This window comes from Imperialibacter sp. (assembly GCF_040222385.1).
Lineage (GTDB): Bacteria > Bacteroidota > Bacteroidia > Cytophagales > Cyclobacteriaceae > Imperialibacter.
The window spans coordinates 211,772-235,078 of record NZ_JAVKDF010000056.1; the positions used below are offsets into that span (position 1 = coordinate 211,772).

Consider the following 23,307-nt stretch of genomic DNA (forward strand, 5'->3'; position numbering starts at 1 on the left):
GAACTATTAAAGAGGTTACTCTCTGCGCCCTGCAAGTGGTAACCTCTTTAATCTTTCTGAAAACGCATCAATCAGGTTACTCTTTACGCTTCCGCAACGGGATCAAATTAAAGACGTTACTCTCTGCGCCCCAGCACATAGTAACCTCTTTAATCGTGACTGCACCCCAATCCCTCCATAACCCCATCAACAAATCTCTCAATGACTTGGGCGTGCCCCCTTTGCCGCCGGAGCGGTGCTACTCACCCGATATTCCATGTCGGCGGCAGGGGTCGGGCCTTCACCAGTCGCCGGCCAACGCTCAAAATGCCAACAGCGGGCTCCAACAATGGCTCTGTCCCTCACGCAAGGAGGCATTCTCCCACTGCCCAGCATCTCCAAAAAGAAACACCATTTGATCTATATCACTCTTATTTTTTACAATTTGTAGAGTGAGTACTCAGAAATAAAGACTGATTCACTTGCTTACTAACCTCACTTAGCGCAAATTTGTAGCTATGTTACAAAGAAATAAAAATTGAATAAGCCTCTACAGTCATTAGCAAACATTAGAACGGGAGTCTTTGCAAAGCCAATTGCACAGGGGGAAGTTGTTTATCTTCAATCTCGTCATTTTGACGAGGGAGGCCGACTTATCGATCATCTGCATCCCGATCTCATGGGATATTCGTTTTCAGAGAAACACTTATTGATGGCTGGGGACGTACTATTTGCAGCTAAAGGAACCAAGAATTTCGCCGCAGTTTTCGAAAGTGGCAACCCTCCGTCTGTGGCTTCCACATCGTTTTTTGTCCTTTCATTGAAAGGAACCGTTGTGCTTCCATCGTATTTGGCCTGGTACTTAAACCACCCCAATACTCAAGCCCTGCTCAAGGGCGAGGCCAAAGGAACGGCCATTGTATCGATTTCAAAAAACAGTTTGAGTGAGCTTGATATTCCAGTTCCAGCAATTGAAATCCAGCAATTGGTGCTTAAGATAGCTGACTTGAGAAAGGTTGAAATGAGCTTGAAACAGCGAATTGAGAGATTAAAAGAAAAACAGCTACAACAACTAATCATAAATGCCATAAATTGAAGGCTATGTCTAAAAGAATAACCCAGAAAGATATTAACGATGCGGTATGGAAAGCCTGCGACACTTTTCGTGGTAGCATCGATCCCAGCGTCTACAAAGACTATGTGCTTACCATGCTCTTCATCAAGTACCTCAGTGATGTGCATGACGACAAATACCAAACCTACCTCACTAAGTACAATAAGGACCACGACCGAGCCAAAAGGGCCATGCAGCATGAACGTTTTGTGGTGCCGGAGCAAAGTCATTTCAATTATCTCTTCGATCATCGCAATGAGGCTAATATCGGCGAACTCATCAATATAGCACTAACAGACCTGGAGGAGGCCAACAGAGAGAAACTGTACAGTGAGGACGGAGCGGGCATTTTCCAGAATATAGACTTCAACAATAGTAAACTGGGTGAGCCAAAGGACAAGAATACCCGGTTGAAAAACCTGCTACTAGACTTCAAGAAGGAAGCACTCGACTTGCGCCCTTCACATTTGGAAGGCGATGACATTATTGGTGGCGCCTATGAATACCTCATCTCCAACTTTGCCAGCGACGCAGGCAAGAAGGCTGGGGAGTTTTTCACCCCCAAGGAGGTTTCCACCCTCCTGGCTCGCTTAACCAAATCGGCACCTGGCTCAAGAATATGTGACCCTACCTGTGGGTCTGGCTCACTGCTGATCAAGGCGGGAATGGAAGTTGGTTCACCGAACTTCTCCCTTTATGGGCAGGAAGCCAACGGCAGCACCTGGGCACTGGCGGTCATGAACATGTTTCTTCATGGGTTCGACAATGCCACTATTAGGTGGGGCGACACCATCAGAAATCCCAAGCTTAAAGAGGGCGATGCCCTTATGAAGTTTGACCTGGTGGTAGCTAATCCGCCGTTCTCGCTCGATAAATGGGGCAAGGTAGAAGACAAAGACGGTGACAAAACCACCGTGTCCTACGACCCGGAAACCGACAGGTACAACCGGTTTTGGAGAGGAGTGCCACCCAAAAGCAAAGGGGACTGGGCTTTTATCACTCACATGATAGAAACTACCTACGAAGGCAAAGGCAAGGTGGGCGTGGTGGTGCCGCACGGCGTATTGTTCAGAGGGGCGAGCGAAGGAAAGATCAGGCAGAAAACCATTGAGGAGAATATGCTCGAAGCAGTGATCGGCTTGCCTGCCAATTTGTTCTTTGGCACTGGCATACCCGCAGCCATACTCATTTTCAACAAAGGAAAAGAGAAGAATACTGATGTACTATTTATTGATGCCAGCCAGCAGTACGAGAGTGGGAAGAACCAGAACCGACTGGGTGAAGACCATATCGCCCACTTAGTGGACGCCTACCGTAGTTTCAATGAAGGCAAGTGCAAGCCCGGTGTACTGGAAGATAAATTCAGCTACGTGGCCACGTTCGACGAAATACAGGAAAACGACTTCAACCTCAACATCCCTCGCTATGTGGACACTTTTGAAGAAGAGGCCGAAGTGGATATCGAGGCAGTACAAAAGGAGATTGAAAAACTGGAGGGAGAGCTAAAATCGGTGCAGCAGGAGCTGGATGGGTATTTAAAAGAGTTGATCGGCTAGTGAAAGCGGAGCCGACATATCGCCAGGGCTTTTCACCCTATGTGATCATTCCTCAATTGCCAATGGCACAGCAGGCTCCCCTTAGGCGATGGTTAATGGGGCAGACGATGGAAGTAATAGAGGCAGAAAAAGAAAACAAGTATAGCTGCTGTTTTTACCGAGACTACAGTATCTGGTATGATCACTGGATTAAAGGGGAGACAGCTCCAATTTACGATTAGTCAATGTCAGAAAAGTATAAATACGATATAGCCATTTCGCTTTGCAAACAAGATGTTGAGTTTGCCAGAAAGCTAACGAAAGCCCTGAATCCCGGACTTAAGGTATTCTTCTATGAAGATAAGCAGGAAGAGTTGGTAAGTAGGTCCGGCCCGGAGGCGTTTGCTGGAATATTTAAAAATCAGTCAAGAGTTGTTGTGATACTCAGCCGCAAAGAATGGAGTGAAACTTTCTATACCGAGATAGAACGCAATGGTATTATTGACAGAACTTCAGTAAAAAATGAGGGTTATAATTTCTTGATGGTCATCCCGATGGAACGAGGGGAAATTCCCGGGTGGTATCCTTCAACAAGGATATACATTGACCCAAGGAGATTTACCATTGAAGAGATTGCTCGTTTTATTGAGTTTAAGGTAACAGAGGAGGGAGGCGTGGTAAGGCGGATAACACTCGAAGAGCGTTACCAGCTTTTACTGGATCGAATGGACGCAAAACGATCTTTTATTGAGCGACAGAGCACTGAAGATGCGATCGTGACCGCCAAGTCGGAGCTTATTATACTTAGGGACTCGTTTAATGTGAAGATTGAGATACTTCTGAAAGACTCTTTTGAAAAAACGGTTACGCAGAAATTTCATAAAGATTCAAGGTATGCTTCCTTTTCTATTGGCGCTTTTTTTCTAGAATGTCGAATAGATGAGCCTGATTCATTGTATGAAAGAGTAGTAGATGCACAAGATTTTAAGGTGACTTTCGGCTTGTATAAAGTTTTTGGAAGTGACGAAAGCACGAGTAACAAAATCATTGAAAAGGAAAGCCGGTTGTTTTACCACGCTCCGCAGTTATATGGTTGGTCAGTCCCATTCCTTCATGGACAGGTAAGTGGCAAAGAGCCTCTTGTGCTGTTCAGAGACAGACGAAGTCAGGAGTTCTATGATTTGAAAAAGCCGATAAAGACAGAGGCAGTAGTTGATTTATGGTTTCAGAAGTTGTTAGAGAACTATGCAGCGCTAATTGAGAGGTATTTGTAAAGACATGAGGAATAACACAGTCATGAAAGACCCAAACATTCCGTTGTCGGAATCTGAAAAAAATACCCCAGATGGATGGGCGCACTTAAGAATTAAGGAGATCGGCAAAATCACTTCTGGAACCACACCGTTGAGAAGCAATTCACTTTATCATTCGCATGGGAGCATCCCATGGGTTAAAACCACTGACCTTAACAACTCTGTAATACTTGAAACCGAAGAAAAGGTCACAGAAATTGCACTAAAAGAGACATCGCTTAGAGTTTACCCAAAGGAAACCGTACTAGTAGCAATGTATGGTGGCTTTAATCAAATAGGAAGAACTGGCATTCTGGGAATTGAAGCAACAATTAATCAGGCGCTATCAGCAATTACAGTTAACAAGGATGAAATTGATCCAATTTTCTTACTAAACTGGTTCAATGCAAAGGTTGGTTTATGGAAAAATTTGGCCGGAAGCAGCCGAAAAGATCCAAATATTACCAGCAAAGATGTAGGAGACTTCCCGTTTATTAAGCCCCCCCTCCCCGAACAAAAAGCCATCGCTCAAGCCCTTGGTGTAGTGGACGAAGCCATCCAAAAGAACGACCAATTAATCACCCAAAAAGAACTACGCAAAAAATGGCTCATGCAAAACCTGCTCACAGGCAAGAAGCGCCTGAAAGGTTTTGGTGGGGAGTGGAGGGAGTGTTCTTATGAAAAACTTCTCAAGGTAGTCAGGCGACCTGTTAAATGGGACGAAAATAAATTGTACAAGCTAGTTAGTGTTCGCCGTCGATCTGGGGGGATATTCTTTCGTGAAGCCTTGTATGGGCATCAGATAAAGGTGAAGGGGCTAAGAACTACGGAAGTTGGAGATTTCCTTTTTTCGAAAATGCAAATTGTCCATGGGGCGTCAGCACTGGTGACAAAAGAATTTGAAGAGGCGATGATTTCGGGATCATACATAGCCACGATCGCAAAAGACCCCAAGTTGTTAAATATGGAGTTCTTCAATTGGTATAGTAAACTCCCTTATTTCTACCATCAAACACTCATTTCAAGTTATGGCGTCCATATCGAGAAAATGACTTTTGATTTTGATACTTTTCTTCAACTCGAGATGATGCTTCCATCCCACCAAGAACAGACTGCTATCACCCAGGTTCTTCAAGCCGCCGACCAAGAAATCCAACTTCTTAGAGCCAAAGTGGAAAAATTGAGGGAGCAGAAGAAGTGGATGATGCAGCAATTGCTAACAGGAAAAAAGAGATTGAGACTATGAGTAATAAGACGTTCAATTTTTACTGCGATGAAAGTACCCACTTACAAAATGATGGCAAGCCATATATGCTTATCGCTTATGTCAGTTGCGCTTATAATCAACTGACGCAGCATAAGGCCCATTTAAAGCTTTTGAGAGAGAAGTATAAGATTAAAGGGGAAATCAAGTGGTCAAGTGTTTCGGCTAGTGCCTACCATTACTACGCTGATATTGTCGACTATTTTTTTTCCACTGACCTACAATTCAGGGCTGTGATCGTTGATAAAGCACAGATTGATGAACGAAGGGAAGAATTCACGTACGACGACTTCTACTTTAGGATGTACTATCAGTTGATCCACCATAAGATCAATATGGAGTATAAGTACAATATATATTTTGATATTAAAGATACCAGAAGCCACAAGAAACTACATAAGCTCAAGGAAATTCTAAAGTGGAACGCCTCCATCAGAAGCTTTCAGTTCATTCGCTCGCATGAGTCGTCGATTATGCAGATGACTGACTTGATAATGGGGGCGATCAACTACAAGCTCAGGGGAGAAAGCAAGGTTATTGCCAAGACTAAGCTGATTGAAAAAATTGAAAACCATTGCAAGCTTCCTATAACTAGCTCGACTCCAAAAAACGCCGACAAGTTCAATCTCTTCTTTATTGATCTAAAATGACAAACGATGCCATTTAATCTACTGAAGAGTTATCCGGAGCTTTTGGAAATAGTTCACTTACCAGCACCGCAAAGAATAGAGTCTTTGAGAGGTGTTTTTAACAGGGATTTTGTCAATCAAGTAAACCTTCGTTTCAATGGCAAGCTTGTTAAGCCAATTATAAAGGAAGGTCAAATACCGATGGATACCCTGTTTCATCATTTAACGACAAAGGATAACAAAGATGAAAAAGGGAGAAAATTGGATGGGAGATCTTTTGAAATGGCAAGATCACAAAGACTGCATTGGGTTAAGTTCCATCTGGACGAGCAAAAGGCGGATAATGTAGAAGTATTTAGCTATGAAGATAGAATAGATGGAAAAGATGTAATTAGAACATACGTGTATGACGTGGAACAAGAGTACGTGATTATTCTCGAGCCCTACAGGAATGGGGTAGATTACTATTTATTAACGGCATACCACTTGAATGAGCCGGGAGGCAAGAAACAGATACAAAAGAAGCTTAAGAAAAAACTACAAGAGATTCATTAAAAGCAAAGCCCGGTACACGTCTTGGTGTATCGGGCTTCGAAACTCCTTCCTCCGAATAAGGTAGGATGAGCAATGCAAAGTTAGGATAAGAATGTGATTATACAATATCTAACTCGCTATTAGTACAAACGGTACAGAGAGAAGATAAGTTGCACGGATAGTAAATGGAGCGATGCAGAAGTTGATTGGTGATTGAATCAATGCTTAAGCAGGTGTACAAGTTAGAAGCCAAAGCAATGAAGGAAATAGAGGTAGTGAAACAGTATAAGTTGGTGGTAGCAAGCCATGTCGGAAATTAGTAAAGCAAAAAGCTCAACTTTCGCTGAGCTTCTTGCCGATCGGGGACACCCCGGTCCGAATATTTTTGATCGAGCCTCGCACTCCAAACCTCCTTCCTCGGAATAAGGGGGGATTAGCATGACAAAGTTAGGAAACATGATGCACAAAGTTAAGGTGTATCTGAAATAAGAAACCAAATAACTTAAGATGGAAACACCATCATTCAAAGAGGACCACATCAGCCAAATACCAGCCCTGCAAATGCTGCAGAAGCTGGGCTATAGCTACCTCTCACCAGAAGAAGCCCTACGGTTACGTGGAGGGAAAACCAGTAACGTACTGCTGGAAGATGTACTTCGCAAGCAGTTGAAAGAGATCAACAGCATTAGGGTAAGTGCTACTAAAACGAACATTTTCAGCGATGAAAATATCGAGCGGGGCATACTGGCGCTCAAAGATCTTCCTATGAATGAGGGGTATATCAACGCCAGCGAGGCCGCCTACAACCTACTGACCCTTGGCAAAGCGTTGGATCAGCGCATTGACAACGACAAGAAGAGCTTTACCCTGCAATACATTGACTGGAAGCACCCGGAGAGGAATGTATTTCACGTGACGGAGGAGTACAGTGTGATGCGGAGCACCAGCAAGGAACACTACCGGCCGGATATAGTGCTGTTCGTCAATGGTATCCCCATTTGCATTATTGAATGCAAGCGACCCGACATGAAGGAGTCGCTGGCGCAGGCTGTCAGTCAACACTTGCGCAATCAGCAGGAAGACGGCATACGCAACCTGTATATCTATGCGCAGATGGTGCTCAGTATTGCCACGCAAGAGGCCTCTTACGCTACCCTTGGTACGCCAGAGAAATTTTGGGCGACCTGGAAAGAGAAATTTAGCGCACCGCCAGAAGAGGAGTTATACAGGCAACACCTACAGCAACTAAAGAACCAGCACCTAACCACGGAGCAAAAGAACAAGCTCTTTTCTGATCGCTTTAAGTATGTAAGGCAATATTTTGATGCCCTGGAACAAGAGAATGTTTTGCCTACTGTTCAGGACGAGTACCTGTTTGGATTATGCCAACCCAATAGGCTCCTCGATTTTGTTTTCAGTTTCGTCCTTTACGACGAGGGAGAAAAGAAAGTAGCCCGCTATCAGCAATATTTTGCCATCAAAAAAACGATGAAGCAGCTCAATGTGCTTCAAAACGGCAGAAGACCGGGCGGGGTAATCTGGCATACACAGGGTAGCGGAAAGTCGCTTACCATGGTAATGCTGGCCCAGGCTATTGCACTGTCGCCGGAGATCAAAAATCCGAAAATCATTTTGGTGACGGATCGAACTGATCTCGATGATCAAATCACCCGTACTTTCAGAAAGTGCGGCAGGTTTGTCGACAATGCCACCACCGGGCAGCGCCTTGTAGAACTACTGGAGAGCAATAGCGACGCCGTAGTCACCACAATTATCAATAAATTCGCAGCGGCACTAAAAAAGATCAAGGCGCCTTTGCAAAGCCATGATATTTTTGTGCTGGTAGATGAGGGCCACCGCACCCAGCATGGCACCTTTAATATCGACATGCAAAAGACACTGCCCAACGCCTGCTTCATTGCCATGACGGGTACGCCGCTGTTTAAAAAAGATAAGAGTACCGCAGCGAAATTCGGGGGAATTATAGATGCCTACACCGTAGACCAGGCTGTAGAAGACAAAGCGGTCGTTCCGCTGCTTTACGAAGGAAGAGTAGCCATTCAAAATGTGAATGAAGGCCCGATAGATACTTTTTTCAATATGGTGTCGGAGCCACTTAATGAATACCAGAAAGCTGACCTAAAGAAGAAGTTTAGCAGAGCGGATCAGCTCAATAGTGCGGAGCAAAAGATCTACGCTATAGCCTGGGACATCAGTCGGCATTATCGTGATTTCTGGCAGGGAACTCCTTTCAAAGCACAATTGGTGTGCGATAGAAAAATAAATGCCATTCGTTACAAGGAGTTTCTTGATGAAATCGGATTAGTGAGCAGTGAGGTGTTGATTTCGTCAATTGATGAAAGAGAGGGCGAAGAAACTGCCTATGAAAAGTCGCCGGAGAAGGTGGCCAGGTTTTGGAAGAGGATGATGGACGAGCATGGGAATTCAAAAAAATATGAGGCCAACATTATCAACCGTTTCAAAAAAGCCGACAACCCGGAAATCATTATTGTTGTGGACAAGCTACTCACAGGCTTCGATGAGCCTAAAAACACCATTTTATATCTCACCAGAAATCTGCAGGGCCACAAGCTTTTGCAGGCCATTGCAAGGGTCAATCGTATTTTTCCCGACAAGGAGTATGGCTACATTATCGACTACTATGGCGTAATTGAAAATCTGGACGATGCCCTGGAGTTGTATTCATCATTTCAGGACTTTGACGAAGAAGACCTGGACGGGACATTACTCAACATCAATGAGGAAATCAAAAAGCTGCCTCAAAAGCACTCAGAGTTGTGGGATATTTTCAAGTCGGTTGCCAACAAAAGAGATGCTGAAGCCTACCAGCTCATTTTGAGAGATGAGGCTGTTAGGGTTCATTTTTATGATAAGCTGGCAGCCTTTGCCAAGGCTTTGAAGCTTGCCCTTTCTACCATGCAGTTCCATCAGGAGGTGGAAGCGAAAACCATTGACCGCTACAAAGAAGATTTGGCTATGTTTATGAAGCTTCGTCTGGCAGTCGTAAAGAGGTATAGCGATAGAATTGATTATCGACAATTTGAGGGGCAAATTCAGAAGCTGATCGACACCCATATCACCACAGAGAAGGTAGAAACCATCACGGAACTGGTCAATATTTTCGATAAAGAGAAATTCCAGCAAGAAGTAGAAAACACAACCGGGAAAGCCGCCAAGGCTGATAAAATAGCGAGTCGCACAGCCAAACACATCTCCGAGAAAATGGAGGAGGATCCGGCATTCTACAAGAAATTCTCACAAATGCTGAAAGATGCCATAGCTGACTACGAGGCCAAAAGAATTAATGAGGCTCAGTACCTAAGCAGAGTCAGGGAGATCATGAACAATGTGTTGTCGCACACCGACAGCGATATTCCCGGGGCCCTGAAAGCCAAAGACATTGCGAAGGCTTTTTATGGGCTTACCATTGAAGCATTGGAGGATAAAATCCAGGATACGCTGATTAAAAAAGAAGTGGCCATTGAAGCTGCCATCAAAATTGAGGAAATGGTGAAGCAAGCTGTGTTGGATGAAGATCAACCAATTGTTGACTGGCAAAACAAGACAAATATCATTGGTAAGCTATTGATTGAAATTGGTGACTACCTCATTGATGAGGTCAGAGACAAATATAGGGTAGATCTCTCGTTTGGAGAGATGGATGAAGTTGCCAAAAGGTATATTGATGTTGCCAAGCTTCGTTATAAGTAATGGATCAATCAATTCAATTTGGCTCAAGAACAATTAGTTTTTACTTGATCTATGCCAATAGAAAGACAATGGGCATCACGGTGTCGCCCGATTCCAGCGTGTTGGTAAAAGCACCTGAGGGTGCTTCGCTGGATAAGATCAGGGAAAAGGTTAGAAAAAAGGCTCCCTGGATATTGAAGCAACAGAGCTTTTTTCTTTCCTTCTTTCCGAAGACTCCTCCAAAGAAATTTATTGCCGGCGAGACGCATCTGTACCTTGGCAGGCAGTATCGATTGAAAATCATCCGGGGCGATGATGAGTCAGTGAAACTTAAAGGAAAATTTATCGAAGTAACAGCACCTGATCACTCCAGAGTGAAACCACTCGTGAAAGGGTGGTATTTGCAAAATGCGAAGAGCAAGTTTACTTCGGTAGCTGAGCCACTTATTCAAAGGTTCCAGGTGTACAATGTCCACCCCTCATCTGTTATTCTACGTGAAATGCCAAGCAGATGGGGAAGCTGTACACCAAAAGGAAAGATCATTTTGAACCCCGAGCTAATAAAAGCCCCAAAAGGATGTATCGAATATGTGATTATCCACGAACTCTGCCACTTAATTCACCACGACCATACCCAAAAGTTTATTGATTTACAGTCAAGAGAAATGCCAGACTGGGAGAAGTGGAAACAAAAGCTGGAAAGAATGTTGGCATAGGGTAAGCGAATACCAAAGTAACCACCATGTCATCTAACCCTGCCCCACCAAAATATTATACCGCACTACTGCTTTGCCGGCATGCTTAATCGATTTTTTTCCTGCCATATAGAAATGCCGGTGGTAATCAGGCTTGTGCCCGTCAGGCTGTAAAGGACTGCTTTGTTACCATGCCGGGGCTGCTGGTACATCTTTACTGTTGCGTCACTACCATTCGCCATAAGATGCTCATGAGCTGCTTAATCGGGTATCGCCCAACCCCCACTACAGGTGCAGGGCAACCTCGACTATCTCTACAGCGCAACACCAGGTGGGTGCATTGGGCAAGATCGACAGGGCAGTTGCCCAACACCGGCGCCGGTGTTGCCCAATGGCGGCTTCGGGGTTGCGCAATACCAGGGGGTCAGGTTGCGCAATACCGGGGGTAGAAGTTGCCCAATACAGGGGGTCGGGGTTGCCCAACCCAGAGGGTAGAGGTTGCGCAACCCAAGGGATGGGCCTTGCGCAACCCGAAAAAGAGCGACGATTGGAGGCAGTTCCATTAGTAAAACAACACAAAAAGAACAGCATATTGCTGAATGTCTATCAGCTAAAGTAGACTTCAAATAGTGCTATCCAGTAAAGTAGTATCCGGATTTTCAAATGCCATAGGTCTATGCCTCATTTCTTTCAATAAAACTTTCATTCGCTTACACAGTTTCAATCGATTGATATTGAATAAATAGCCTATAATGAAGCAAATCATCAAACGAATTGAGAGCGTTTTGATTGGGCTTTTGGCGAGAAAAAAAGAGTGAACAACTTATTTTCTCTTTCTCAAAAAAATAATAGAATTATTTTTAAAAAATTGGACCTCTTTTTCAGTTTTTGGCATCAATATTGGTTTTGATATTAACAACAAGCAAGGAGTAAAAATCACTTCCGCTGAGGCCTCAAACGAATCACGTTTCGCTCCCAATTGTCAGTTGGCAACACCCCGGCCGGGACTCCAACTTTCGTTACCGTTTCACTTAGTAAAGATCATGCAGTCTGCTCGTTGGGCGCCCACGTATCGGGGTGCCTTCGGAGACCAGGTTTTCGAACCCACCCTCCTGACAATGCGATGAGCATGCGCCTGACAATAAGCAGAAAACTCTTCGGAGGGCATGGGCTTGCCCGGTGAAACACCTTAAATAAATTGTTAAATCTTCTAAATTTTAAAGTTATGTCTGTAATGTATAAAATCATCCGCAGAGCCGAACCCGGAGTGGTTGGCGGCGGGCAGATCAAGTTCTACGCTGGAATCTACAGAGAGCGTGAAGCAACGTTGAGAGAGCTTGTAAAAGAGATCTCCTCCCGGAGCACCGTAACCACGGCAGATGCCATGGCAGTAATCGAGAACTTCCTTGAATTGATTCCCAAGTTCCTGCGCAATGGTCGCACGGTGAACCTGGGGCAGCTGGGCCGATTCTCGGTAAACATCAGTAGCAAAGGCTACGAAACACCTGAAGAGGTGGGCAACTACAGTATCGTTAAAAGCAAAGTGTTGTTTACGCCCAGCGATGAGATGCGTGACGAGCTGAAAACGATCAAGTACAGCAGGGCGCCGCTGGATTTTAATGGCACCGGTGCTGATTGGGGAGCTAACCAGGAGGATGCATGATACATCAACCCCGGACTCAGTTCCTAACCTAGAATCCCGCAGGCAGCTGCGGGATTTTTTTTGTGCCCAATAAAGAGGTTACTCTCTGCTCTCCTGCATAGTGTAACCTCTTTAATCCCAACGTGAAGCATTAAAGAGGTTACTCTATACACTCCTGCACGGAATAACCTCTTTAATCGGCCGGATCGAAGTGAAGGGATCGTGGAGGGCGAAATCCCCATGACCCACAGCCGAGGCTTGATAAAGTGTCTTCTCTGGTGATAGACAGTTGGCGGCTGTAGTCAAACTACCCGCACTTATCATCAAACCCCTGATTACTTTATATGCCGTACCTACGGCACTCGCTCTGCTTTACTTCTTGGCTTTCGGCGTTACCGCCATGCCGTCCCTAACGGGACTGGTGGTGCTAATACACTTCACATACGTCCTGGCATTCCGTTCGCAGCCCCTCTCCACATCGTCATTCCTGACGCAGCGCCAGCGGAGATCAGGAATCTCCTATATAAAGTGATTGTTGGTGTGAAGCCCATCTCGCAAAGATCTCGGCCGGGCAGGTTTGTGAGTATTATTACTCAGCCTCCATGCGAAGAACCTCCACCCTTCGCACCGAAGCACAATCACCCAAAACTCCACCTGCCGTTCTTTGCACTACCTTCTTCCTCAAAAACCAACCCCTATTTGCAAATAAAAAATAAGTACGTATTTTAATATCTCATTAGAGTATTTCAGCCTATTGCCTGTTTTTAGCCGTATGGAGTTAGTTTTACAAGGGGTTTTATATAAATCATTTTTTAAAATAGCGGAATACTATCTATTAATTCCATCTCCGCTGGCATGATATCGAAGGTAAATAGTCCCGTATTCTGCCTGATTTTATGGATGCTTCTGCTGGCAATCGTGCCTCAAAGCTATGCCCGGCAGTCTTCCGTTTCGCCACAAGAAGGCGACACCCTCGACAATATCACCATATCGGAGGCTGAAGCCCGCAACATCATAAAGGGCCTGTTTGACCTGCCCCGGCTCACGCATTCCCTGGCCCTGGGTCGCATCGCCAAAGACGAGCGCCTCACCGCTTTTACCGATGGCTTCATGCAGCGCAACAATATCCAGGTGCTCACCATCGGCTACATCGAGAGCGATGAGTTCTGGCCCAGGATCTTCCGCCAGCAGCGCCTCAACAAAATCAACAAGGCCGATAACGATAACCTGCTGGCCGCCAAAATCATCTTTACGCCTGTGGCTACCGACGGCCCTCCAACAGGCTACACCACCACCCTGGAGCTCACTGGCAAAACATCAACCGTATACGAGCTCCTCAGTATCAGTCAGGCCGAGGTAGATTCCATTGCTGCCTCCACCAGTCAGCAGCAGTTGGGCAACACCACCTTCGCCACGCCCAACGAGGCCAAAGAAACGGTGGTAAGTGCGCTGATAGCGGCGCTGGAGAGGGTGGATGCTGGAATAGTAAATAATGGGGAATTTGGACAAGAGAAGGAGTTGATTACTGAAATACTTCAGTTCCTCATAGAAATTTATGATGGATACAATAGTGGTAACGGCAGCCCTGTACCAGAATGTATCTTTAATGGTAATGGCACAACTGATCTAGTTATAGAATTAGTTTATTATTACCTAACCCATCTCGACGAAATATTAGAGAAATTGAATAGCGAAGACGTTTCGGAGTTGTCTCGTTATGTTGTTGCCTATAATGAATCAGCGAATCCTGCAAGCTATCGGTCAACTCTTACAGAAGAGGACTGGTTTTTAGTTTCTTGCAAAATCTATGCTTACCTCAATGATGAAATTCAAGGCTTAGGAAGTGCTCAGAATGCAAATACAGGAATGGCTAAGATCGAAAACCTAATTGAGGAGTATCGGTTAGCCAAACAGCAGGGATTAACTAGCTTTATTTTTCATAATGAGGACTATAGCGAGGTTTCTTCAGTGCTATATAATGTACAGGGAGTATCTCCTTTGCAGCTTGGACTTATAGATAAAAGAAAGACGACGGAGGATGAAATTGGGATATCCCTACTTTATGATCTACAGGATGCGCCGACGCAAAGGGAAGTTTTTGGGACTAATTTTGAGAACAGCACAATTTTCCAATTCTACAAACCCAATTGGAATTTTAGCGATGAGCCTGAGTTGCAACTGTATACATATAATACTCAAGTAGAGACCGGCCTATCTAGCAAAGTTTTACTTAAGGACTACCTTCCGGGTAAATATGACTATCAGTTAGTTCAAATTTTCATCAATAGAATTATTAATAGCAACGACAAAGGAGATGAGACACTTGATTTAAACGGTTTTCTTTCTGGGGTTCAGGTATATGCAAGGAATGTGGATTTTGGCGAGAAGGGGACATACGACTTATACTTATCTAGAACTGGTAACCTTGATCAGGATGAGAGTAGCTTTTATAACTATACTAAAAATGAACTCACCTCCATATTCGGCTTTTCTGGCAGCTTCACTCAATATCGAATTTTCAGTACGTCTGGAGGAACCACGTCCATCACATTACCGACCTTGCAAAGTCCGAATTTTGAAAATTTGGTATTGAAATTGAGTAACAAGGACACGGGAACGCCCTATATTGACCTTATGAAAGCGATCCGGACGGCTAACCTAAATTCTGTTAGCAATTTAGAAATCACTCAATATGGATCACAAGGAGGCATAAGCCCTGTTTTTGAAATTGACCATAACGGAGAAAAATTGAAGTTGATGATTGGCTTTCCGCTGTTATCGAATAGGAAAAATGAGATAAATCCTGCAAAACAGCCATATTTTATTGCAGGAGGTGGCGATAATAGATTAGGTAAATCAGGCACATATCAAGTTTTTGAATTTGAAAACAGCAAAGGAAATAGCTCGGCTCATAATATGAAAATTTATTTCCTAGTGGATCAAGAACAACTTTTAGAGTCCTATCTTTTGATAGAGAGAGAAATATTGATTGAAGGTATTTCATGGCGTAATCAATCAGATAGCTACTTCAAAGAAAGGTCATGCTACAACACTAGCATGGGGAATGCATGCTGCATGCAGGCTTCGCTTACCATCGTACAGCAGTTTGGTGTTACCACGGACGTTTCCCGCAGGACAAATATAGCTGAGTTTGTTTCTCCAGAGACAGACTATGTTTCACTGCGCCCCACAGCTAATTTTGAGGCCCAAGTGGAATATCTCAATTTGGCTATTAAACCTAATAAGCAGGGAGGCAAGCCAGTGCTTGTCGGGGTGCATTACAATAAGAACAAGAAACCGTATAACGGGAGCAACCCGGCGACATACCACTTTATTGTAATTGTGGGTAAAGGCTATGATAAGTCTGCTCGGAAGCATTATTTTAGATTCTATGATGTTGGAGAACCTGATGATGAGAAAGCCACGAGTTCGAACAATAAATTATTTATCGAGAAAAACCAACGAATGCTTAGAGGTGAATTTGATGGAAAGACTTATACTGTAACAGAAGTCAGAGAAAACTTGTAGCTAATGAAAGCATACTATCTTTTTATACTATTGTTTTTTTTTCAGGATAATTTCACTGAGTTCTTAGGTCTTTTTCCGAAAGCAAAAATGGATGAGAATGGCAGTTTATTGACCAGAGCTCTCAACTCAAAAGACAATTCCGACTTGCTTAAGCAGTATGAAACTATTCCTGATGCCCATAGTTTTTCTTACTTATGCGATGGTGATTCGTCAAAGTTCCAGTATGAATATGGACTATATGATATGGACAAAGGTGAAGAAGTCGGAATTGTAAAAGAGAGCTATAAACACGCTGCAATAGCTAGTATTTCTGCTCGAAATTTTGATATGGTATTGTTTTCCAAGTTTGATTCAGACAATGAAAGGTATTACATAAGGTCATTTGATAAAAAGGGAACCAGAATAGCGGAACTCATGATAAATGAGGAAGTACGTGTAGGAACAGGTGCCTCACTTGTTAGGTTTTCCTTCAGTCTGATCAATGAGAACCGTATCAATGTCTTCACTTACTGTGATGTAAAGAATCCAAACAGAGAAGAAGAGAAAACATTGCGGACAAAGGTGGTGGTTGAAGATTACTCTATAGATAGTTTGGGTAGGTTTACCAAAGTGGCTATGGATTCAGTTTTTCTAGTAAAGCCCAAGGGAGCTTATGCGAATTTCGACTCCGAACCAGAGGTTGATGACCCGATCTATAAATATTGGACCCTTTGGTAGGCTTTCCCTCCTCCGCAAGTCTAACGATAGTGTATCTGGTCAGGCTTGCGGATTATTTTCTTTAAGCTACCTTTTCCGGTCCGACTCCGGTTAACCTCATCGAAGACTGGGATGCAATCGCCATTTTCATACACCCCCGTTTCCGCTATCGCTCAATCGAAGGCGATCCTTTGATCTGCCACTCGGATTTAACACTTGCCATTATTCTGTATGCCGTACCTACAGCACTCGTTCTATTTTACTCCTCTTTTTTGGCCTTACCACCATGTCGTCCCTAACGGGACTGGTGGCACGGCAACGGTTGGCCACGGCAAGCCTTGAAAGGGCGTTAATACCCATGCGAAGGGTGCCAGCCCTTCGCACCATAACAGTGACTGTCATCGCAATCCTCTCCAAGCCGTCCTTCATATCCGGCCACGCCCCGGGTGGTTTCATATATACCGTACCTACGGCACTCGCACGATTCTACTTCTCGGCTTATTGGCATTACCGCCATGCCGTCCCTGACGGGACTGGTGATGTGCCATAACTTCCAGTCATTCGTTGCCAATCCAACTCCCCAACTTTATTAACTTGCCGAATCTAGTTGACCACCGTACCCGATGAAGCACTTTTTAGCCTCTTTGCCCTTATTCTTCTTGTCCTTTGCTTTGGCTGCCCAAACCCTCGAAACCGTCATCCAACAAGGTCATGAGCTGGCCGTGCTGAGCGTGGCACAAAGCCCTGACAGCAGTTTAGTAGCTACGGGCAGCCGGGACAAAACGGCTAAGCTTTGGGAGGTGTCCACTGGCAGGGAAGTCCGAAGCTTCCTGGGTCACACCGGCAGCGTCAATTGCATCGATTTTTCTGCTGACGGCAAGTATATGATCACCAGCAGCGGTGACAAAACAGCCCGGATTTGGGAGGTGGCCACAGGAAAAAGTATTTTCACCACGCCGGTCGCAGACAAGTTTCTTACTGCTGTCGCCTTTAGCGCTGATGCCAAGTTTTTCTTCACAGGGGGCTATCCCAACGAAGCACACCTGTGGGATTTTGAGACCAAAGAAGTAGTTCAGTCCTTCAAAGTCAATGCCGACCAGGGGCTTGGCTACGGCATCAATGTGGCTTTTTCAAAAGATGGCAAGTGGCTGGCGATAGGAGAGGATAACCGAACGGCCAACGTCTACAGCACAGCTACCTGGGAGAAGGCATACACTTTCGAACAGGCAGAAGGATGGTGCGGGGGCTGTGCTACCTGGGTAGCTTTTAGCGCCGACAGCAAAACCCTGCTGGTAGCCTCCAACAAGACGACCCTAAGAAAATACAAGCTTTCTAACGGCGACCTGCTGCAAACCTATGGTGAGGAGGTGGAGGAACTCTCTGGCGTTGGCTTTAGTAAGAATGGCAATGAAATTTGGGTGGCTACCAAATCAAATATCATCATTTGGGAGAATCAGTCGGGGAAGCTCGTGAAGGAAATAACGCCGGAAACAGAGACGGAAATCAATGAGGCCACACTGGCCGCCAACGGCAGTCTGCTATTGGCGTGCGATAACAACACAGCCTACCAACTGAATACTGCTACCGAGCAGGTCGAAACTGCCCTCACGGGGTTGCTCAACCAGCGGGACAAAGGGGGCATCAATTACGACCCTAACTCATACTGGGACTCGTACATTGCCAAATACATCAGGTTCAAAAATGAGCTGATGCTTTCGAAAGACGGCACGGAGTTGATCAAAGGCAAGTTTGGCACCAAGGTGAAAAGGTGGAACATTGCCTCAGGCAAAACGGTGATGGAATACAAAGGCCATGAGAAGGCAGCCCTCTGCTATGACCTGACGGACGACGGCCAAACCTTGGTTACCGGTGGAGGCGATGGCCGAATCATCCTTTGGAACGTAGCCACAGGCGATACCCTCCGCACCATCAAAGCCCACAGGGAGCCCATCTTCGATGTGAAATTCAGCAATGACAAAAAACGCCTCATCTCCGCCAGCTGGGACGCCACTATCAAAATATACGACATAGCCACCGGCGAGCGAGTGAACTACTACGACTTCCAGTCGCAGTCAGTTTACAACCTGCTGTTTCATCCCACCGACTTGTATGTGTTTGTGGCCAGGCTCGACAACTCCCTGACAATGATTGAGCTCGACACCCATCTGCCCGTCCGCACGTTCGTTGGGCACACAGATATTGTTTCCTCACTGACCCTGAGCCCCAACCAGAAAGAGCTGCTGACCACCAGCTGGGATGGCTCCGTCCGCATTTGGGACATTGCCACCGGCCTGATGACGAAGAAGCTGATGGGCCATGTGGGCCCGGTACACAAAGCCATCTTTAGCCCTGACGGAAACCAAATTTACACGGCTGGTGCCGACAGAATCATCAGGGTGTGGGACTACAACAGCTCCTCCCAGGTCAAGACTTTTGAAGGCCACACGGCGGAAGTCACCTCGCTGCTGCTGGGGCAGAACAATAAAATGCTGATCAGCCACGCCCTGGATGGCACCACTAAGTTTTGGGACCTGGCTACCGGTAAAGAGTTTTTCGAGCACATCCACTTTGGTAAGGACGAGTGGATGGTCAAAAATCCCGAAGGCTATTTCAACGGCACCGACGAGGCCAGGAAGTATATCCACTTTGTTGATAAAACCACTACCTATTCGGTCGATCAGTTCTTTGAGGAGTTTTATCGTCCTGACCTCCTGCCGCAGATCTTTTCCAACAGGGGAGGGTCGACCAACTTAAAGGATATCCAGACCAAGCTGCTGAAGTCTCCGCCTCCGACGGTGAAGATTGCAACGCTGCCGGCGGACGACGCCACCAGAGCAGAAGTCTACGTCAAAATGATTGACAATGGCGGTGGTGTGAGTGAACTAAGGCTCTTTCACAATGGCAAACGCATGGCGTTGAACACGCAAGGCCTTAGCTACCCTTCCGGCAAAGGCAAGACCACCACTTACCACTACACAGCTGACCTGATAGGGGGCGCCAACACATTCGAAGCCAGGGCGGCCAATAATGACAATATTGAGTCGGCGGTGAGCAACGTGGAGGTAGTGGCCGATCATTCTTCCAAAAGTGCTACCTGCCACATCCTGGCAGTAGGCATCAACAAGTACCAAAACCCCAAAATGACGCTGAACTATGCCCGACCAGATGCTGAGTCGTTCAGCAGCATGATTGACGACAACGGCACATCACTCTTCAAAGACATCAAGCTGCATACACTGTTCGATGACCAGGCATCAAAGGAGAACATCATCAAAAAGCTGGATGAACTCAGTGCTGTAGTACACCCAGAAGATGTGTTCATTTTCTATTATGCCGGCCACGGCAGCATGGTCGACAATAGCTTTTACTTTATCCCCACAGAAAGTTTGCGGCTCTACGATGCAGCTGCCTTGAAAAAGAATGCCATCGAGGCCAGTGAGTTGCAGGAACACCTGAAAAGCATTCATGCTCTGAAGCAGCTCATTGTGATGGATGCCTGCCAGTCCGGCGCTTCGATAGAGCTGCTGGCCACTCGTGGGGCAGCAGAAGAAAAAGCCATTGCACAGCTTTCCCGAAGTGCGGGTATTCATGTGATGGCTTCGGCGGGCAGCGAGCAATTTGCCACTGAGTTTGCCGAGCTGGGTCATGGGCTGTTTACCTACCTGCTCATTACCGGCTTGCAGGGGGCAGCTGACGGCGCACCCAAGGATGGTAAGGTCACCATCTACGAACTCAAGTCCTTCCTCGACGACCAGGTGCCCGAGCTCACCCAAAAGCTGAAAGGCACACCGCAGTATCCCTATACCTTTTCCAGAGGGCAGGATTTTCCGCTGGTGATTAGGAAGGAGTAGATGGTCTTTTGATGCTTAATCACGACCTGATCCGTCAACTCAAAGCCGAGCCGACGCCGGAACCCGATGCTGGAACGAAGCCTCCCGATTCCGCAGTGTGGCGCCTTCTAGCTGCTGATTCAGGTGATGAGACCTCTCAGTCGTACCTCCTTCGAGGTGACGAATTTAAAGTAGGATGGTAGTCAAACCCTCCGGGGGTTTAAAGCCCCTCGGAGAGTTGATAAACCAGTTGCTAAGGCCGCACCGGCGTTCCATCATGCATCCGAAGCTGTGTCCAGCCGTTGAGCTGTTTCTCTGGAATTGGGTACTTGGCCGCCAACTTTTCGTTGATGTCCACACCCAAACCCGGTGCTTCGTTCACGTACATATAACCGTCTTTCATGAAGGGGCTACCAGGGAAGATTTCTCGCAGTGTATCGGAGAAGTTGACGCTTTCCTGGATACCGAAGTTCCACACGGCAAAGTCGATGTGGGCGTTGGCAGCATGGCCTACCGGCGACACATCTCCAGGCCCATGCCACGCTGTTTTTACATTGAAGGCTTCACCCAGCCTGGCCACCTTCATAGCGGGCGTAATGCCACCTATCTGTGAAATATGAATACGGATAAAGTCAAACAGCCTTTCACTCATTGGGCCTACCCATTCGTGGGGGTTGTTGTAAAGCTCACCCATGGCCAGCGGCACGCTGCTTTGCTGTCGCAGCTGGCGGAAATAGCCAATGTTCTCAGGAGAGAAGGGGTCTTCTATAAAGAAAGGCCTGTACTCTTCCAGCTTGCGGATCATGTTGATGGCATCGTTGGGCTGTAGGCGCTCATGGATATCGTGCAGCAGCTCTACTCTTTCACCGCACACCTCCCGGGTTTTGGCGAAGATCTCGGGCACACTCTTCATGTAGAAGTAAGGATCCATGTAGTTGTCGTCGGGCATGCCAAAACCTTTGGCTTTAAAATCGGGCACTGCCGCCACGCCAGCGGCACCATAGCCGCCCATTTGAATACGAACATATTTGTAACCTTCATCCATGATGCGTTTGGCATCGTCGGCTACGGCTTCCGGTGAGTTGCCCGACGCATGAGAGTAGCAGGGGATGGCAAACCGGCATTTGCCACCCAGCAGCTGGTAAACCGGCATATTGGCCCGCTTGCCTTTGATGTCCCACAGGGCCTGGTCGAGGCCGCTAAGTGCATTGTTGAGCACGGGGCCGTTGCGCCAGTAGGAGCTTACGTAGGCGGTTTGCCACATGTCTTCTATGTTGTCGACGCTTTTGCCTTTGCAGAAGTCGTTGAGGTAGTCGTTGATGGCTGAGATAACAGGTCTGGCCCGCTGGCGGAAGGTGGCACAGCCGAGCCCGTAAAGTCCCGGCTCGCTGGTTTCCACTTTCACCACAATCAGCTCTATGCCGTGTGGACATGTGGAAATTGCTTTGACGTTGGTGATGGTAAGAGGAGGGAGGGCTTTGGTGGCAGCTTCGTATACGCCAGCCACGGCCGGATTGGCAGCCCCCAGAAACGTGCCAGTGGCTCCAAGGCCGAGCCCTTTAATGACTTCCCGCCGCCCAATATTGGTTTTATTGTTCTCGTTTTCCATGGTAATTATTGTAGTTAAGGTATGTTTTGAATGAATATAGTAATTTGAGGAGAACGATGCTTTGGCTTTTTGATGAGGAGCAATGAGGCTATTGAAGCGGCTTCAACCTTTGAAGGGGAAGAAAGGTGGGGAGTGGTTTGTATTAGCCCAGGTTGTTGTAGGAAGTTTTTTTCGTGGGCACGTGGGTGCGCCATGTGCCGTACCTGACGGCACTGGCAGTGCTTGTTTTACGTGTTGGTGGAGTTTACCTATGTGTCGTCCCTACGGGACTACTGTGAGGAGTTTGCGTTTACCGAAAGCCGGGCGATATTTCTCCCTGGCGCTGTGTTTTCGGTTTTCTCAGCGGTTGAATCCTTTTTCAGCGGCTTACCTCGTCTTGATATTCTCCAGAAACTCTTCTGAGATGAATTTCGAAGACAAAAAGGTGTTGTTGAACTTGGCCATCAGCTCATCGCTGAGCTTGAGAAAGTCGATGGCCGACTTGTTTTCAGGATTGACCCTGTTCATGGATTTGCCGATATCTATGGCCTCGCTTACCTTGATGGAGTTTGAAACAGTGCTCTCCAGCATCAAGTCTTCAAATTCCGTCATTGCCTCAGCATACTTTTCCCGGTGGTGGATGAGCGACTGTTTGTACATGTTGAAATAGATGCCCAATATGTTCAGCGGCCTTTTTCTTTCAACGGTGTAAAGAAAAGTCAGTAACTTCTTAATGCCATCAATGGAGAACGAATCGGCAAGGGCCGGAATCAGGATACTGTCGACGTCAGTAAGCATCGACTTTACAAGTCCGCCAAAGTGGGTAGGCATGTCCATGATCACGATGTCGTAGTCCTTACGCAGCACATATCCCAGCTTCTGGACGATATTGGGGCCAAACGAAATAAACCTGCTGTTGGATTCCATTTCGGTCATCAGATAGTCGCCTGGCAGCAGGTGCATATACGGCGTCACTTCCTGCGCTTCAATGTTCTCAGGGAGGTTGTCGTGCAGCAGGTCTTTGATATACCGGTAAATGGACTTGGTAGAATTGTCGGCACCCAGGGAGTTGCTCAGGTTGCACTGGGGGTCGCAATCGATCAAAAGCACTTTAAACTGTCGGGACCAGGCGTAGCCAAGATTGAGGGCGGTTGTGGTTTTACCCACCCCTCCTTTAAAATTGTAAATGGCAACGGTATTTCCCATAGCTAGGCTGATCACTTAAATATATACAAAAAAGCACGGCTCTGGAAATAATTTAATTATTTCA

Annotated in this window: 16 protein-coding genes; 12 read left to right on the top strand and 4 right to left on the bottom strand. The window is 46.2% G+C overall.

What is annotated here, in order from left to right:
* Window positions 1-517 precede the first annotated feature (517 nt).
* The 9 genes from RIG68_RS26635 to RIG68_RS26675 all read left to right on the top strand — a co-directional run bounded on the left by RIG68_RS26635 (window position 518) and on the right by RIG68_RS26675 (window position 12,416).
* The gene (locus RIG68_RS26635) at window positions 518-1,075 is read left to right on the top strand and encodes a restriction endonuclease subunit S (RefSeq protein WP_350129670.1); all 558 of its coding nucleotides are present in this window, start codon (window positions 518-520) and stop codon (window positions 1,073-1,075) included.
* A gap of 5 nt (window positions 1,076-1,080) precedes the next feature.
* A complete protein-coding gene (locus RIG68_RS26640) occupies window positions 1,081-2,649 on the top strand; it encodes a type I restriction-modification system subunit M (RefSeq protein WP_350129673.1) in 1,569 nt (522 codons plus the stop codon).
* 224 nt (window positions 2,650-2,873) lie between these two features.
* On the top strand, window positions 2,874-3,902 hold the full coding sequence (locus RIG68_RS26645) for a hypothetical protein (RefSeq protein WP_350129676.1): 1,029 nt from the start codon (window positions 2,874-2,876) through the stop codon (window positions 3,900-3,902).
* Window positions 3,903-3,924: 22 nt separating this feature from the next.
* Window positions 3,925-5,166: a restriction endonuclease subunit S gene (locus RIG68_RS26650; protein ID WP_350129679.1), complete on the top strand. Its 1,242-nt coding sequence runs from the start codon at window positions 3,925-3,927 to the stop codon at window positions 5,164-5,166.
* Complete coding sequence (locus RIG68_RS26655) at window positions 5,163-5,834, top strand: DUF3800 domain-containing protein (RefSeq protein WP_350129682.1); 672 nt, start codon at window positions 5,163-5,165, stop codon at window positions 5,832-5,834. The genes RIG68_RS26650 and RIG68_RS26655 overlap by 4 nt, the downstream gene beginning before the upstream one ends.
* A 6-nt stretch (window positions 5,835-5,840) precedes the next feature.
* Complete coding sequence (locus RIG68_RS26660) at window positions 5,841-6,368, top strand: hypothetical protein (RefSeq protein WP_350129685.1); 528 nt, start codon at window positions 5,841-5,843, stop codon at window positions 6,366-6,368.
* A gap of 486 nt (window positions 6,369-6,854) precedes the next feature.
* Window positions 6,855-10,079: a type I restriction endonuclease subunit R gene (locus tag RIG68_RS26665; protein ID WP_350129688.1), complete on the top strand. Its 3,225-nt coding sequence runs from the start codon at window positions 6,855-6,857 to the stop codon at window positions 10,077-10,079.
* Window positions 10,079-10,774: a M48 family metallopeptidase gene (locus RIG68_RS26670; RefSeq protein ID WP_350129691.1), complete on the top strand. Its 696-nt coding sequence runs from the start codon at window positions 10,079-10,081 to the stop codon at window positions 10,772-10,774. The genes RIG68_RS26665 and RIG68_RS26670 overlap by 1 nt, the downstream gene beginning before the upstream one ends.
* A gap of 1,204 nt (window positions 10,775-11,978) precedes the next feature.
* The gene (locus RIG68_RS26675) at window positions 11,979-12,416 is read left to right on the top strand and encodes an HU family DNA-binding protein (protein ID WP_350129694.1); all 438 of its coding nucleotides are present in this window, start codon (window positions 11,979-11,981) and stop codon (window positions 12,414-12,416) included.
* Between the two features lie 908 nt (window positions 12,417-13,324).
* Here the strand turns inward: RIG68_RS26675 and RIG68_RS26680 are convergent.
* A complete protein-coding gene (locus RIG68_RS26680; RefSeq protein ID WP_350129697.1) occupies window positions 13,325-13,507 on the bottom strand; it encodes a hypothetical protein in 183 nt (60 codons plus the stop codon).
* On the opposite strand from RIG68_RS26680, the gene RIG68_RS26685 reads away from it, so the two are divergent.
* The gene (locus tag RIG68_RS26685; RefSeq protein ID WP_350129700.1) at window positions 13,506-15,923 is read left to right on the top strand and encodes a hypothetical protein; all 2,418 of its coding nucleotides are present in this window, start codon (window positions 13,506-13,508) and stop codon (window positions 15,921-15,923) included. The two genes, RIG68_RS26680 and RIG68_RS26685, sit on opposite strands and share 2 nt — an antisense overlap.
* 3 nt (window positions 15,924-15,926) lie before the next feature.
* Window positions 15,927-16,640: a hypothetical protein gene (locus RIG68_RS26690; protein ID WP_350129702.1), complete on the top strand. Its 714-nt coding sequence runs from the start codon at window positions 15,927-15,929 to the stop codon at window positions 16,638-16,640.
* A 219-nt stretch (window positions 16,641-16,859) separates the two neighbouring features.
* Here the strand turns inward: RIG68_RS26690 and RIG68_RS26695 are convergent, their stop codons facing one another.
* Window positions 16,860-17,075, bottom strand: a complete 216-nt coding sequence (locus RIG68_RS26695) for a hypothetical protein (RefSeq protein ID WP_350129705.1) — start codon at window positions 17,073-17,075, stop codon at window positions 16,860-16,862.
* A gap of 167 nt (window positions 17,076-17,242) precedes the next feature.
* Between RIG68_RS26695 and RIG68_RS26700 the strand changes: the two genes are divergently transcribed.
* Window positions 17,243-20,470 (top strand): caspase family protein, encoded by a 3,228-nt coding sequence (locus tag RIG68_RS26700; RefSeq protein WP_350129708.1) that lies wholly within the window; start codon window positions 17,243-17,245, stop codon window positions 20,468-20,470.
* 232 nt (window positions 20,471-20,702) lie between these two features.
* Here RIG68_RS26700 and RIG68_RS26705 read toward each other — a convergent pair whose 3' ends face one another.
* Complete coding sequence (locus RIG68_RS26705; protein ID WP_350129711.1) at window positions 20,703-22,058, bottom strand: enolase C-terminal domain-like protein; 1,356 nt, start codon at window positions 22,056-22,058, stop codon at window positions 20,703-20,705.
* A gap of 366 nt (window positions 22,059-22,424) precedes the next feature.
* Entirely contained in the window at window positions 22,425-23,243 is an 819-nt protein-coding gene (locus tag RIG68_RS26710) for a ParA family protein (protein WP_350129714.1), read from the bottom strand.
* Window positions 23,244-23,307: the final 64 nt, after the last annotated feature.

What these genes read in the sequence shown, in the direction of transcription:
- RIG68_RS26690 (WP_350129702.1), top strand. Translation starts at nt 15,927, where the DNA reads ATGAAAGCATACTATCTTTTTATACTATTGTTTTTTTTTCAGGATAAT.
- RIG68_RS26640 (WP_350129673.1), top strand. Translation starts at nt 1,081, where the DNA reads ATGTCTAAAAGAATAACCCAGAAAGATATTAACGATGCGGTATGGAAA.
- RIG68_RS26695 (WP_350129705.1), bottom strand. Translation starts at nt 17,075, where the DNA reads ATGAAACCACCCGGGGCGTGGCCGGATATGAAGGACGGCTTGGAGAGG.
- RIG68_RS26655 (WP_350129682.1), top strand. Translation starts at nt 5,163, where the DNA reads ATGAGTAATAAGACGTTCAATTTTTACTGCGATGAAAGTACCCACTTA.
- RIG68_RS26675 (WP_350129694.1), top strand. Translation starts at nt 11,979, where the DNA reads ATGTCTGTAATGTATAAAATCATCCGCAGAGCCGAACCCGGAGTGGTT.
- RIG68_RS26645 (WP_350129676.1), top strand. Translation starts at nt 2,874, where the DNA reads ATGTCAGAAAAGTATAAATACGATATAGCCATTTCGCTTTGCAAACAA.
- RIG68_RS26665 (WP_350129688.1), top strand. Translation starts at nt 6,855, where the DNA reads ATGGAAACACCATCATTCAAAGAGGACCACATCAGCCAAATACCAGCC.
- RIG68_RS26700 (WP_350129708.1), top strand. Translation starts at nt 17,243, where the DNA reads ATGAAGCACTTTTTAGCCTCTTTGCCCTTATTCTTCTTGTCCTTTGCT.
- RIG68_RS26670 (WP_350129691.1), top strand. Translation starts at nt 10,079, where the DNA reads ATGGATCAATCAATTCAATTTGGCTCAAGAACAATTAGTTTTTACTTG.
- RIG68_RS26705 (WP_350129711.1), bottom strand. Translation starts at nt 22,058, where the DNA reads ATGGAAAACGAGAACAATAAAACCAATATTGGGCGGCGGGAAGTCATT.
- RIG68_RS26685 (WP_350129700.1), top strand. Translation starts at nt 13,506, where the DNA reads ATGCAGCGCAACAATATCCAGGTGCTCACCATCGGCTACATCGAGAGC.
- RIG68_RS26680 (WP_350129697.1), bottom strand. Translation starts at nt 13,507, where the DNA reads ATGAAGCCATCGGTAAAAGCGGTGAGGCGCTCGTCTTTGGCGATGCGA.
- RIG68_RS26650 (WP_350129679.1), top strand. Translation starts at nt 3,925, where the DNA reads ATGAAAGACCCAAACATTCCGTTGTCGGAATCTGAAAAAAATACCCCA.
- RIG68_RS26660 (WP_350129685.1), top strand. Translation starts at nt 5,841, where the DNA reads ATGCCATTTAATCTACTGAAGAGTTATCCGGAGCTTTTGGAAATAGTT.
- RIG68_RS26710 (WP_350129714.1), bottom strand. Translation starts at nt 23,243, where the DNA reads ATGGGAAATACCGTTGCCATTTACAATTTTAAAGGAGGGGTGGGTAAA.